General features: G+C 70.9%; 9 protein-coding genes. 7 read left to right on the forward strand and 2 right to left on the reverse strand.

The annotated features are described in order from the left end of the window. Positions 1 to 105: 105 nt before the first annotated feature. Together EDC50_RS02605 and mutS are read right to left on the reverse strand one after the other, a co-directional pair. Positions 106 to 1,629 (reverse strand): catalase, encoded by a 1,524-nt coding sequence (locus EDC50_RS02605; RefSeq protein WP_123768902.1) that lies wholly within the window; start codon positions 1,627 to 1,629, stop codon positions 106 to 108. Between the two features lie 194 nt (positions 1,630 to 1,823). Further along, positions 1,824 to 4,400 carry a DNA mismatch repair protein MutS gene (gene mutS, locus EDC50_RS02610; RefSeq protein ID WP_199742055.1) on the reverse strand — a complete coding sequence of 859 codons (2,577 nt, stop codon included), beginning with the start codon at positions 4,398 to 4,400 and terminating at the stop codon, positions 1,824 to 1,826. A gap of 425 nt (positions 4,401 to 4,825) precedes the next feature. On the opposite strand from mutS, the gene EDC50_RS02615 reads away from it, so the two are divergent. From EDC50_RS02615 to alaS, 7 genes are all read left to right on the forward strand, one after another. Beyond that, positions 4,826 to 6,631 (forward strand): sensor histidine kinase, encoded by a 1,806-nt coding sequence (locus EDC50_RS02615; RefSeq protein WP_123768903.1) that lies wholly within the window; start codon positions 4,826 to 4,828, stop codon positions 6,629 to 6,631. Between the two features lie 7 nt (positions 6,632 to 6,638). After that, positions 6,639 to 7,040 carry a response regulator gene (locus tag EDC50_RS02620; protein WP_123768904.1) on the forward strand — a complete coding sequence of 134 codons (402 nt, stop codon included), beginning with the start codon at positions 6,639 to 6,641 and terminating at the stop codon, positions 7,038 to 7,040. 113 nt (positions 7,041 to 7,153) lie between these two features. Beyond that, on the forward strand, positions 7,154 to 7,654 hold the full coding sequence (locus EDC50_RS02625; protein ID WP_123768905.1) for a CinA family protein: 501 nt from the start codon (positions 7,154 to 7,156) through the stop codon (positions 7,652 to 7,654). A gap of 123 nt (positions 7,655 to 7,777) precedes the next feature. After that, complete coding sequence (lexA, locus tag EDC50_RS02630; protein WP_123768906.1) at positions 7,778 to 8,431, forward strand: transcriptional repressor LexA; 654 nt, start codon at positions 7,778 to 7,780, stop codon at positions 8,429 to 8,431. Positions 8,432 to 8,626: 195 nt separating this feature from the next. After that, positions 8,627 to 9,664, forward strand: a complete 1,038-nt coding sequence (gene recA, locus EDC50_RS02635) for a recombinase RecA (protein ID WP_123768907.1) — start codon at positions 8,627 to 8,629, stop codon at positions 9,662 to 9,664. Between the two features lie 17 nt (positions 9,665 to 9,681). After that, positions 9,682 to 10,203: a recombination regulator RecX gene (gene recX, locus EDC50_RS02640; RefSeq protein WP_123768908.1), complete on the forward strand. Its 522-nt coding sequence runs from the start codon at positions 9,682 to 9,684 to the stop codon at positions 10,201 to 10,203. Positions 10,204 to 10,445: 242 nt separating this feature from the next. Beyond that, on the forward strand, positions 10,446 to 13,082 hold the full coding sequence (gene alaS / locus EDC50_RS02645; RefSeq protein WP_123768909.1) for an alanine--tRNA ligase: 2,637 nt from the start codon (positions 10,446 to 10,448) through the stop codon (positions 13,080 to 13,082). The last annotated feature ends 73 nt before the right edge of the window (positions 13,083 to 13,155 follow it).

Below are 13,155 nucleotides of genomic sequence, written 5' to 3' on the forward strand. Positions count from 1 at the left end.
GCTCGCCGCCGCAGGCCGGCGCGGGCGGACGGCGTGGCGCGCAAGGCGCGTGTCCGTGCCTGCGCGGAAGAAAAGGCCCGGCGAGCGCGCCGGGCCACGCCGCCGTCAGGCGCCGACCTCCACGGGCCGGTCGGTCGCGCTGCTGCCCTTGAGGCGATCGTCCGCCGGTTCCAGCCCGAGCGCGCGCGCCACGCCGGCGCCGTACGCCGGGTCGCACTTGGCGAACAGCGCGATCTGGCGGCGCTGGATCGCCTCCGGCACCCCCTGCATCGCGGCGGCGATGTTGGCGAACAGGCGCTGCTTCTGCGCCTCGTCGAACAGGCGGAACAGGTTGCCCGGCTGGGTGAAGTCGTCATTGCCGTCGCGATGGCTGTAGCGGTCGGCGTCGCCGTGCAGCGGCAGCGGCGGTTCGGCGAAGCGCTTGTCCTCGCGCGGCCCGCCGAACGAGTTGGGCTCGTAGTACGCGTCCGGGTTGCCGCTGTCGTTGCGGAAGAAGCGCATCGCGCCGTCCTTGTGGTAGTGGTGCACCGGGCAACGCGGCGCGTTCACCGGCAGCGCCTCGTAGTGGGTGCCCAGGCGGTAGCGGTGCGCGTCGGCGTAGCTGAAAACGCGCGCCTGCAGCATCTTGTCCGGCGAGAAGCCGATGCCGGGGACGATGTTCGACGGCGAGAACGCCGCCTGCTCGATTTCGGCGAAGTAGTTGTCCGGATTGCGGTTCAACTCGAGCACGCCGACGTCGATCGGCGGGAAGTCGGCGTGCGGCCAGACCTTGGTCAGGTCGAACGGGTTCCAGCCGGTGCGCGCCGACCATTCGTCGGCCTGCGCTTCGGTCATCACCTGCACCTGCATCTTCCAGCGCGGGTAGTCGCCCTTCTCGATCGCCGCGTACAGGTCTTCCTGGGTCGACTCGCGACTGCGGCCGATCACCCGCGCCGCTTCGTCGTTGGTCCAGTGGCGGTGGCCCTGCAGGGTCTTGAAGTGGAACTTCACCCAGACCCGCTCGCCGGCGTCGTTGATCAGGCTGTAGGTGTGCGAGCCGTAGCCGTTGATGTGGCGCACGTCGGTCGGCAGGCCGCGGTCGGAGAACAGGATCGTCACCTGGTGAAGCGATTCCGGCGACAGCGACCAGAAGTCCCACATCGCGGTCGGCGAGCGCAGGTTGCTGCGCGGGTGCCGCTTCTGGGTGTGGATGAAGTCGGGGAATTTCAGCGGGTCGCGGATGAAGAACACCGGCGTGTTGTTGCCGACCAGGTCCCAGTTGCCTTCCGGGGTGTAGAACTTGACCGCGAAGCCGCGCACGTCGCGCTCGGCGTCGGCGGCGCCGAGTTCGCCGGCGACGGTGGAAAAGCGCAGCAGCAGGTCGGTCTTGGCGCCCGGCTGCAGCGCCTTGGCCTTGGTGTAGCGGGAGATGTCGCCGGTGACGGTGAGGCTGCCGTAGGCGCCCCAGCCCTTGGCGTGGACCACGCGCTCGGGAACGCGCTCGCGGTTCTGGTGGGCGAGCTTCTCGATCAACTGGTAATCCTGCAGCAGCAGCGGCCCGCGCGGGCCGGCGCTGAGCGAGTTCTGGTTGTCGGCGATCGGATTGCCGGCGCTGGTGGTGAGAAGGGCGGGGGGCTTCGGCTGGCTCATGGCGAGGTCCTTTCACAAAGGGTCCACGCACCTTAGTGGCCCCGCCGAGCCAAATGAAATCGATTGTTCCGAGGGTTCCGATAGCTTTTATCTATATATGAACCCAATGGATCTGTGTCCAGCGATTGAGGCTGCCGATGGCGCGCCGTCTTCCCGCCACCGGCGCCGTGGTCCAGCGCCGGTCCGAACAAGCCTCAAAGCAGCGCCCGGAGCCGATACAGGGCTTCCAGCGCCTGCTTCGGGGTCAGTTCGTCCGGGTCGATCGCCGCCAGCGCGTCCAGCGCGGCCGAGGAGGGCGCGAACAGCCCGAATTGCTGCGGCCTGTCCAGCGCCGGCTGCGCGAACGAGGGCTTGGGCGCGTCGCGGCCCTGCTGCTCCAGTTCGGCCAGGCGGCTGCGCGCGGTCTGGATCACCGCCTTGGGCAGGCCCGCCAGCGCGGCCACCTGCAGGCCGAAGCTGCGGTCCGCCGGACCGTCCTTGACCGCGTGCATGAACACCAGCCGGTCGCCGTGCTCGACCGCGTCCAGGTGCACGTTGGCGATGCCGCTGCCCGGCTCGGCCAACGCGGTCAGTTCGAAATAATGCGTGGCGAACAGGGTGAAGGCGCGGTTGTGCTGGGCCAGGTGGCGTGCGCAGGCCTCGGCCAGCGCCAAGCCGTCGTAGGTCGAGGTGCCGCGGCCGATCTCGTCCATCAGCACCAGCGACTGCGCGGTGGCGTGGTGCAGGATGTAGCTGGTCTCGCTCATCTCGACCATGAAGGTCGACTGCCCGCGGGCGAGGTCGTCGCCGGCGCCGATGCGGGTCAGGATGCGGTCGATCGGACCGATCGCCGCGCGCGCGGCCGGCACGAAGCTGCCGATGTGGGCGAGCAGCACGATCAGCGCGTTCTGGCGCATGAAGGTGCTCTTGCCGCCCATGTTCGGGCCGGTGATCACCAGCATGCGCCGGTCCTCGTCGAGGACCAGGTCGTTCGGCTCGAACGGCTCCTCGCGCACCGCCTCGACCACCGGATGGCGGCCGCGCTCGATCCGCAGCCCCGGCGCTTCGGCCAGTTCCGGCGCGGTCCAGTCCAGGGTCTGCGCGCGCTCGGCGAAGCAGGCCAGCACGTCGAGCTCGGACAGCGCCGCGGCGCAGCGCTTGAGCGGCTCCAGCCGCTCGTTCAGCGCGTCCAGCAGCTGTTCGTACAGCAGCCGTTCGCGCGCCAGCGCGCGTTCGCGCGCCGACAGCACCTTGTCCTCGAACCGCTTGAGCTCCTCGGTGATGTAGCGCTCGGCGCCGGTCAGGGTCTGCCGGCGCGTGTAGTGGGCCGGGGCCTTGTCGGCCTGCGCCTTGCTGATCTCGATGTAGTAGCCGTGCACGCGGTTGTAGCCGACCTTCAGGGTCGGGATGCCGGTGGCGGCCTTCTCGCGCGCCTCCAGGTCGATCAGGAACTGGTCGGCGTTCGTGGACAGCCGGCGCAGCTCGTCGAGTTCGGCGTCGTAGCCTTCCGCGAACACGCCGCCGTCGCGCGCCAGCACCGGCGGCTGGGCGACGATCGCCGACTTCAGCAGGTGCGCGTGCGCGTCGTGCTCGCCGAGCTCGGCGGCCAGCTCGCGCAGCCGCGGCGAGTCCAGCGGAGCGAGCACGGCGCGCACGTCCGGCAGCAGGCCGAGGCCGTCGCGCAACGTGGACAGGTCGCGCGGGCGCGCGCTGCGCAGGGCGACGCGGGCGAGGATGCGTTCGAGGTCGCCGAGCGCGCGGAACCCCTCGCGCAAGGCCTCGAACGCGCGCGATTCGATCAGCGTCGCCACCGCCTGGTGGCGCAGGCGCAAGGTCGCGCGGTCGCGCAGCGGGCGGTGCAGCCAGCGCCGCAGCAGGCGCCCGCCCATCGGCGTCACCGTGCTGTCGAGCACCCCGAGCAGGGTGTGGCGGTGGTCGCCGTCGACGCGGGTGTCGAGCTCGAGATGGCGGCGCGTGGCGGCGTTCATCGCGATCGCGCCGTCGCCGGATTCGACCGCGATCGAGGTCAGGTGCGGCAGCCGCTGCTTCTGCGTCTCCTCGACGTAGCCGAGCAGCGCGGCCGCCGCGGCCGCCGCCAGCGGCCGATCCTCCAGGCCGAAGCCGGACAGGTCGTGCAGCGCGAAGAAGCGCAGCAGCTGGCGGCGCCCGCTGTCGGGATCGAACAGCCACGGCGCGCGCCGGCGCAGGCCGCTGCGTTCGAGCACGCAGCCGGGCCAGCCGTCCTCGTCGGCGATCAGCACCTCGGCCGGCTCCAGCCGCGCCAGCTCGGCCTCGAGCGCGTCCTCGTTGCCGACCTCGTTGACCAGGAAGCGGCCGCCGGCGAGGTCGGCCCAGGCCAGGCCGAAACCCGACCTGCCGCGCGCGATCGCCAGCAGCAGGGTGTCGCGGCGTTCGTTGAGCAGGGCCTCGTCGGTGACCGTGCCCGGGGTGACGATGCGCACCACCTTGCGTTCGACGATGCCCTTGGCCAGCGCCGGGTCGCCGATCTGCTCGCAGATCGCCACCGATTCGCCCAGCGCGACCAGCCGCGCCAGGTAGCTCTCGGCGGAATGGTGCGGCACGCCGGCCATCGGGATCGGCTGCCCGGCGGACTGGCCGCGCTGGGTCAGGGTGATGTCCAGCAGCCGCGCGGCCTTGCGCGCGTCGTCGTAGAACAGCTCGTAGAAATCGCCCATGCGGAAGAACAGCAGCACGTCCGGATGCTCCGCCTTGGCGGCGAAATACTGCTTCATCAGCGGCGTGTGCTCTTGCGGCCGGTCGGCTGGGCTCATGGATCGCGAATGGAAGAGGGGCGGGCCGGCGCGGCCGGCGTGCGAAGGTGCAAAGGCTAGCAGCCGCGGGCGGCGTTGCGCGCCATTGCCCTGGCGCCCGGTTTGTGATTCGGATGGCCGTTCCTGCCGACCATGCCCGACCCGCCGAATGCCCGGCCGCTTCGGCGCCGGCCCGACGCCGCAGCCATGCGAGCGGAAGCGGACGTCGCGGACGCGGTCGCGGCGAACCGCGTGGCACGGCGCGGCCGCTCACCGCCGTCGACGCATCGCTGCCGGCGCACCGGCGCAGGCTCGGGTGGCACAGCTTCGGCGCCGCCTGCCTGCGGCGCGCCGCGTGCGGCTCGCTGCGGGCCTACACGCTTGCGTGAAGGCCCGTACAGGCACCTGCCTTATAGTCGAGGCGTCGTTGCCATTCACAAGGCCTTATGTCCGCGATCGTCAGCCCGGAAGACCGTGACAGCGGCTCGATCGAAACCTTGAACGGGCTCGAGGCGCTCGCCCATGCCGAGCAGGCGGTGCTCGATGCGATCCCGGCCGCGGTCTACGTCTGCGACGCCGAGGGCATGATCCTCCGGTTCAACCGCCACGCCGTGCGCCTGTGGGGGCGCACGCCGAAGACCGGCGACCGCTGCGAGCGCTTCTGCGGCGCGTTGCGGTTGTACCTGCCCGACGGCACCCACCTGCCGCACGACCGCACGCCGATGGCGCATGCGCTGCTCACCGGCGAGCCGGCCTACGGCCAGGAGGTGGCGGTCGAGCGTCCCGACGGGAGCCGCCGCATCGTACTGGTCGACATCGAAGCCCTCCGCGACGAGGCGGGGCGGATCACCGGCGCGATCAACTGCTTCCGCGACATCACCGAGCGCAAGCGCGCCGAGGAGCAGGTGCTGCGCCACCGGCGCGACCTCGAGGACTTCTTCGAGAACGGCGCGGTGGGGCTGCACGTGGTCGCCGCGGACGGCACCATCGTGCGCGCGAACCAGGCCGAGCTCGACATGCTCGGCTACGCTCCCGAGGAGTACATCGGCCGCCGGATCACCGATTTCCACGTCGACGGGCCGGTGATCGAGGACATCCTCCGCCGCCTCAGGTCCGGCGAGAGGATCGACAAGCGCACCGCGCGCCTGCGCGCCAGGGACGGCTCGATCAAGCACGTGCAGATCACGTCGAACGCGCATTTCCGCGAAGGCGAGCTCGCCCATACGCGCTGCTTCACGATCGACGTCACCGAGCAGCACGCCGCCTACGAGGCCTTGCGCGAGAGCGAGCGCCAGCTGCGCGATATCCTCAACGCCATGCCCGCGGCCGTGTACATGACCGACGCCGAGGGCCGGATCACCTTCTACAACGAGGCGGCGGTGGCCTTCTCCGGCCGCCGGCCGCAGCTGGGCAGCGACGAGTGGTGCGTGTCGTGGAAGCTGTACGAGACCGACGGCACGCCGCTGCCGCACGACCGCTGCCCGATGGCGGTGGCGCTGCGGGAGCAACGCGAGATCCGCGGCGCCGAGGCGATCGCCGAGCGCCCGGACGGCACGCGCGTGCCGTTCATCCCGTTCCCGACGCCACTGCGCGACGAGAACGGGCAGGTGGTCGGCGCGGTCAACATGCTGGTCGACATCACCCAGCGCAAGCAGGCCGAGGAGCAGCAGCTGGCGCTGATCAACGAGCTCAACCACCGGGTCAAGAACACCCTGGCCGCGGTGCAGTCGATCGCGCTGCAGACCTTCCGCGCCTCGCCCGATCCGCAGGACTTCATCGACAAGTTCCAGGGGCGGCTGCTGGCGTTGAGCCACGCGCACGACCTGCTGACCCGCCGCAGCTGGACCCGCCTGGGCCTGAGCGAACTGCTCGACGCCGAACTGGCGCCGTACGCGCAGGCCGGCGAGCCGCGCGTGCTGCGCGACGGCCACGACATCGCGCTGTCGCCGCGGCTGGCGCTGACCCTGGTCATGGCCCTGCACGAACTGACGACCAACGCGGCCAAGTACGGCGCCCTCTCGCGCGAGAGCGGGCGCGTCGCGCTGACCTGGCGGCTCGAAGGGGAGGGCGGCGGGCACCGCCTTCGGCTCGAATGGCGCGAGAGCGGCGGCCCGCCCGTCGCCGAGCCGGCGAAGCGCGGCTTCGGCACGCGCTTCATCGAGCGCAGCATCGTCCGCGACCTGGGCGGTCGCGTCCATCTCGCTTTCGATGCCGGCGGAGTGAACTGCCTCATCGACGTACCCTACGCATGAGGCCTTCATGAAACCGTCCGGCTCCCCGCGCGTGCTGATCGTCGAAGACGAGAGCCTGCTGGCGATGATGCTCGAGGACATGCTGAGCGATCTCGGCTGGGAGGTGGCCGCGAACGTGGCGTCGGTGCCCGAGGCGCTGCAGGCGATCGAGCGCGGCGGGTTCGACCTGGCGCTGCTCGACGTCAACATCGCCGGGCGGGAGGTCTTCCCCGTGGCCGACGCGCTGCAGGCGCGCGGCGTGCCGCTGGTGTTCATCACCGGCTACGGCGAGCACGGCATCCGCGAGGACCTGCGCGGCTATCCGGTGGTGGAAAAGCCGTTCCACTCCGCGCAACTGGTCCGGACCCTGCACGCGGCGGCGTTCGCGGGCGGCGAACGCCGCGCCGACTGCCGCGATCTGTCGATCTGAGTTGCACGGATGCGGCGACGGATGCCGCATGGCCGCGCCGGACGCATTGGCCGCGCCGCCGCGCCGCGGCCGACGACCGTGGCACGCGCCGGCCGGCCCGCTATAGTGCGCGGATGCGAACCGACGTCTCCGATGCCGCGCTGCGCCGCCTGGCCGAACAGGTCGGCGAAGCCGCGCGCGCCCACCGCCATACCCTGGTCACCGCCGAGAGCTGCACCGGCGGCTGGATCGCCAAGACCATCACCGACATTCCCGGCTCCTCGGCCTGGTTCGAGTGCGGCATGGTCGCCTACGGCTACGAGGCCAAGCAGGCGCTGCTGGCCGTGCGCCCGCAGACGCTGGAGCAGCACGGCGCGGTCAGCCGCGAGACGGTGATCGAGATGGTCTCCGGCGCACTGGTCCACTCCGGGGCGACTCTCGCCGTCGCCGTGACCGGCATCGCCGGCCCCGGCGGCGGCACCGAGGAGAAACCGGTCGGCACCGTCTGGCTGGCCTGGAAGCGCCGCGGCGGCTATCCCACCGCCGTCACCTTCCACTTCGACGGCGACCGCGAGCAGGTCCGGCGGCAGACCGTCGCCGCGGCCCTGCACGGGCTGTTGGACCTCATGGCCTGAGGAACGGGGCGGGAACGGGCGTCGGGGTCGCTCCGGCAAAGCCTGGGCGCCTCGTCCCGGGTGCCTCTTCCTTTTTCTCGCCGGCGGTTGACAACCGCCGCTTTGTTAGTAGCATTGCTACTAATGGACATCTCCGATACCCAACGCGCCATCCTCGCCCTGATCGCCGAGCGGATCGAGGCCGAGGGCGTGCCGCCGTCGCAGACCGAGATCGCGCGGGCGATGGGCTTTTCCAGCGTCCGCGCGGCCCAGTACCACCTCGAGGCGCTGGAGCAGGCCGGGGCGATCCAGCGCATGCCGGGCCGTGCCCGCGGCATCCGCCTGTGCGTGGCCCCTGGGGCGTTGCCGGGCGATGGCGCCGGAGCCTCCCCGGCGCCTGCGTCCGACGAGGCCGGGCTGCGCCTGCCGGTGCTGGGCCAGGTCGCGGCCGGCCGGCCGATCGGCGCCGACATCGGCAGCGAGGACTACGTCCTGCTCGACCGCGTGCTGTTCTCGCCGACGCCCGACTACCTGCTCAAGGTCAAGGGCGATTCGATGCGCGACGAAGGCATCTTCGACGGCGACCTGATCGGCGTGCACCGCACCCGCGACGCGCGCTCGGGCCAGATCGTGGTCGCGCGCATCGACGACGAGATCACCGTCAAGCTGCTGAAGATCGGCAAGGACCGGATCCGCCTGTTGCCGCGCAATCCCGACTACGCGCCGATCGAGGTCGAGCCCGGTCAGGATTTCGCGATCGAAGGCCTGTACTGTGGCCTGGTGAGGCCGAACCGGTGAGCCCTGCTGCTCATCGCGGCGTTCGCCGGCGCCGCGACGCGGCGTTTTCCGACGCCCGCATCGGCGGGTCGCCTGCGGCGAGCGCCGGCGGCATCGGATTAATGTCCCGCCTGCGGCGCGCCGGCGTCTCAACCCGTGCGAACCATGCCCGCTAGATTGCCTTCCAACCCGCACACGACCCCGAGGATTCCAACGATGGACGAGAACAAGAAGCGCGCCCTTTCGGCCGCCCTGGGCCAGATCGAGAAGCAGTTCGGCAAAGGCTCGGTGATGCGCATGGGCGATCGCACGATCGAGGCCGCCGAGGCGGTGCCGACCGGCTCGCTGATGCTCGACATCGCCCTCGGCATCGGCGGCCTGCCCAAGGGCCGCGTGGTCGAGATCTATGGCCCCGAGTCCTCGGGCAAGACCACCCTGACCCTGCAGGCCATCGCCCAGTGCCAGAAGCAGGGCGGCACCTGCGCCTTCATCGACGCCGAGCATGCGCTCGACCCGATCTACGCCGCCAAGCTCGGCGTCAACGTCGACGACCTGTTGCTCAGCCAGCCGGACACCGGCGAGCAGGCGCTGGAGATCGCCGACATGCTGGTGCGCTCGGGCGCGATCGACCTGGTCGTGGTCGACTCGGTCGCCGCGCTGACGCCCAAGGCGGAAATCGAAGGCGAGATGGGCGACCAGCTGCCGGGCCTGCAGGCGCGCCTGATGAGCCAGGCGCTGCGCAAGCTGACCGGCAACATCAAGCGTTCCAACTGCCTGGTGATCTTCATCAACCAGCTGCGCATGAAGATCGGCGTGATGATGCCGGGCCAGAGCCCGGAGACCACCACCGGCGGCAACGCGCTGAAGTTCTACGCCTCGGTGCGCCTGGACATCCGCCGCATCGGCTCGATCAAGAAGGGCGACGAGATCATCGGCAACCAGACCCGGATCAAGGTGGTCAAGAACAAGCTGGCGCCGCCGTTCAAGCAGGTCGTCACCGAGATCCTCTACGGCGAGGGCATTTCGCGCGAGGGCGAATTGATCGACATGGGCGTGGAGGCCAAGCTGGTCGAGAAGTCCGGCGCCTGGTACGCCTACGACGGCGAGCGCATCGGCCAGGGCAAGGAGAACGCCCGCCAGTACCTGAAGGAGAACCCGCAGCTGGCGGCCAAGCTCGAGGCCGCGCTGCGCGAAAAGTACGTCCCGGCCGAGGCCTCGCGCGAGGTCGACGAAATCGAGGACGTGGACGCTTGACGGCGTCTTGACGGGCGATGCGCGAGGAGGAGCCGCATGAAGCCGGCGCCGGCGCCGGCGAGCCGCCGCGCCGGCGCAAGCCGCGCGAGCAGACCCCGGTACAGCGGGCGCTGGGGCTGCTGGTCCGGCGCGAGCACTCGCGGCGCGAGCTGACCCGCAAATTGCAGGCGCGCGGCCTGGACCCGGCCGCCGCCTCCGCCGCGGTGGAGACCTTGGCCGGGCAGGGCTGGCAGGACGACGCGCGCTTCGCCGAAAGCCTGGTGCGCAGCCGCGCCGGGGCCGGCTACGGCCCGGTGCGGATCCGGGCCGAGTTGCGCACCCACGGCATCGACGGCGAGGCCCTGAGCCGGGCCCTGGCGAGCTTCGAGGGCGATTGGAGCGAGAACGCCCGCGATCTGGTCCGGCGCCGCTTCGGCCCGGCGCTGGCCGACGATCCGGCGCTGCAGCGCAAAGCGGCCGACTTCCTGCTGCGGCGCGGCTTCGATGCCGCCAGCGTCCGCGCCGCGACGCGCTGCGACTTCGACGACGAGCTCGGCTGAAGCCGTTCATCCAGGGCGCGGGCGCGACAGCCGGGCCACCGCAGCCAACCAGGGGATCGCCCGGGCTTCGTGCGGCCGGCCGGATCGGCAGGTCCTCCGGCGGTCTGCACGAGCCGTGGCGTCCCTGCTACGCTAGGCGGCTTTCGGGTCCTGGGTTGCCTGCTCCAGTCGAAGCCCCCATGCATGCGGGGCGGGACCGGCCGCATCAGTCCGGCCCCGGTGCCCTCATTCCGCGCCCGAGCATGAAGACCACCACCGAAATCCGTCGCGATTTCCTCGAATTCTTCCGTGGCAAAGGCCACACCATCGTGCCGTCCGCGCCGCTGGTGCCGGCCAACGACCCGACGTTGCTGTTCACCAACTCGGGCATGGTCCAGTTCAAGAACGTGTTTCTCGGCAGCGAGAAGCCGGGCTACGTGCGCGCGGCCGACGTGCAGCGCTGCCTGCGCGCCGGCGGCAAGCACAACGACCTGGATTCGGTCGGCTACACCGCGCGCCACCACACCTTCTTCGAGATGCTCGGCAACTGGTCGTTCGGCGACTACTTCAAGGAAGACGCGATCGCCTGGGCCTGGGAGTTGCTGACTGGCGTCTGGAAGCTCGACCCGGACCGCCTCACCATCACCGTCTACCACACGGACGACGAGGCCTACGGCATCTGGCTGAACAAGATCGGCGTGCCCGCCGAGCGCATCATCCGCATCGGCGACAACAAGGGCGCGCCGTACGCCTCGGACAACTTCTGGCAGATGGCCGATACCGGCCCCTGCGGGCCCTGCACCGAGATCTTCTACGACCACGGCGCGCACATCCCGGGCGGCCCGCCCGGCTCGCCGGACGAGGACGGCGACCGCTTCATCGAGATCTGGAACCTGGTGTTCATGCAGTTCGACCGCCAGCCCGACGGCACCCTGGTGCCGCTGCCGGCCCCGTGCGTCGACACCGGCATGGGCCTGGAGCGCCTGGCCGCGGTGCTGCAGGGCGTGCACGGCAACTACGAGATCGACCTGTTCCGGCACCTGATCGCCAAAGCAGCCGAATTCACCGGCACCGCCGACCTGGGCAACAAGTCGCTGCGGGTGATCGCCGACCACATCCGCGCCTGCGCGTTCCTGGTCGTCGACGGCGTGTTGCCGGGCAACGAGGGCCGCGGCTACGTGCTGCGCCGGATCATCCGCCGCGCGCTGCGCCACGGCTGGATGCTGGGGCAGAAGGGGCCGTTCTTCCATCGCATGGTCGCGCCGCTGATCGAGGCGATGGGCGAGGCCTATCCCGAGCTGCCGGCCAAGCGCGAGTTCGTGGAGCGCGCGCTGCTGGCCGAGGAGGAACGCTTCGCCGAAACACTCGACGCCGGCATGCGCATCTTCGACGAGGTCGCGGCGCGCTCAAGCGGCGGCGTCATCCCCGGCGCCGACGCGTTCCGGCTGTACGACACCTACGGCTTCCCGGTCGACCTGACCGCCGACATCGCCCGCGAACGCGGCCTGACGGTGGACATGGCCGGCTTCGAGGCGGCGATGGAGCAGCAGCGCGAGACCGCGCGCGCCGCCGGCAAGTTCGGCAATGCCGCGACGATGCCGGCGGAGCTCGCCGCGCAACTGCCGGCGACGCGCTTCCTCGGCTACGAGCGGCTCGCCGCCGACGATCTGCAGGTGCTGGCGTTGCTGAAGGACGGCCGTCCCGTCGAGCGCATCGGGGCCGGCGAGGAGGCGGTGGTGATCCTCGACGCCACGCCGTTCTACGCCGAAAGCGGCGGCCAGGTCGGCGACACCGGCGATCTGGAGGCGGGCGCCGCGCGCTTCGCGGTGCGCGATACGCAGAAGTTCGCCGGCCAGTTCCATGGCCATGTCGGCACGCTCGCCGCCGGCACGCTGGCGCGCGGCGATCGCGTGCGCGCGACGGTCGACCAGGTCCGCCGCGCCGCCACCGTGCTCAACCACTCGGCCACGCACCTGCTGCACGCGGCGCTGCGCGCGGTGCTCGGCGACCACGTGACCCAGAAGGGCTCGCTGGTGGCGCCGGACCGGCTGCGCTTCGACTTCGCCCATTTCGCGCCGCTGTCGGCGCCGGAACTGGCCGAGATCGAGCGTCGCGTGAACGCGGACATCCGCGCCAACCACGAGGCCGAAGTCCACCACATGGGCATGCAGGAGGCGCTGGACTTCGGCGCCCTGGCCCTGTTCGGCGAGAAGTACGGCGAGCGGGTGCGGGTGCTGCGGATGGGCTCGGCCTCGACCGAATTGTGCGGCGGCACCCACGTTTCGCGCACCGGTGACATCGGCCTGTTTAAGATCGTGTCCGAAGGCGGCGTCTCGGCCGGCGTGCGCCGGATCGAGGCGCTGACCGGCCAAGCCGCGCTGGACCATATCGCCGAGGAGGAACGCCGCCTCGGCGAAGCGGCGCGTCTGCTCGGCGGTAACGCCGCGGACGTGGCCGACAAGCTCCGGGCGCTGCTCGAGAAGCAGAAGCGGCTCGAGCGCGAACTGGACGCCTTCAAGGCCAAGGCCGCCTCCGGCGCGACCGCGGATCTCGCCGCCTCGGCGGTGCGGGTCGGCGCGGTCAAGGTGGTGGCGACCCGCCTGGAAGGGTTCGACGCCAAGGCGTTGCGCGAGGCGGTGGACCGTCTCAAGCAGCAACTCGGCGATGCCGTCATCGTGCTGGCCGGCGCCCAACAGGGCAAGGCGGCGCTGGTGGCCGGCGTGAACGGAAGCGCAGCGGGCAAGGTGAAGGCGGGGGAACTTCTCGCCCACGTTGCCGGCCAGATCAATGGCAAGGGAGGCGGTCGCGCCGACATGGCACAAGGCGGCGGCGACGACGGCCCGGCCCTGAGCCAGGCCCTGGCCGGGGTCCCCGGTTGGGTTGAACGGATGCTTATCTGAAGGGAAGACGGCGGGCGGCTTGCGGTTGCGGCCTGCGCTGGCCGCTCGCTAAGATGGCCCACGTTTTTGTGTT

The organism is Vulcaniibacterium tengchongense (assembly GCF_003814555.1).
In the GTDB taxonomy this organism is placed as follows: Bacteria; Pseudomonadota; Gammaproteobacteria; order Xanthomonadales; family Xanthomonadaceae; genus Vulcaniibacterium; species Vulcaniibacterium tengchongense.

Bases quoted from the DNA above. Each gene is read 5' to 3' on its own strand.
- EDC50_RS02625 (WP_123768905.1), top strand. From the start codon at position 7,154: ATGCGAACCGACGTCTCCGATGCCGCGCTGCGCCGCCTGGCCGAACAG.
- mutS (WP_199742055.1), bottom strand. From the start codon at position 4,400: ATGAGCCCAGCCGACCGGCCGCAAGAGCACACGCCGCTGATGAAGCAG.
- recA (WP_123768907.1), top strand. From the start codon at position 8,627: ATGGACGAGAACAAGAAGCGCGCCCTTTCGGCCGCCCTGGGCCAGATC.
- EDC50_RS02605 (WP_123768902.1), bottom strand. From the start codon at position 1,629: ATGAGCCAGCCGAAGCCCCCCGCCCTTCTCACCACCAGCGCCGGCAAT.
- lexA (WP_123768906.1), top strand. From the start codon at position 7,778: ATGGACATCTCCGATACCCAACGCGCCATCCTCGCCCTGATCGCCGAG.
- EDC50_RS02620 (WP_123768904.1), top strand. From the start codon at position 6,639: ATGAAACCGTCCGGCTCCCCGCGCGTGCTGATCGTCGAAGACGAGAGC.
- recX (WP_123768908.1), top strand. From the start codon at position 9,682: ATGCGCGAGGAGGAGCCGCATGAAGCCGGCGCCGGCGCCGGCGAGCCG.
- alaS (WP_123768909.1), top strand. From the start codon at position 10,446: ATGAAGACCACCACCGAAATCCGTCGCGATTTCCTCGAATTCTTCCGT.
- EDC50_RS02615 (WP_123768903.1), top strand. From the start codon at position 4,826: ATGTCCGCGATCGTCAGCCCGGAAGACCGTGACAGCGGCTCGATCGAA.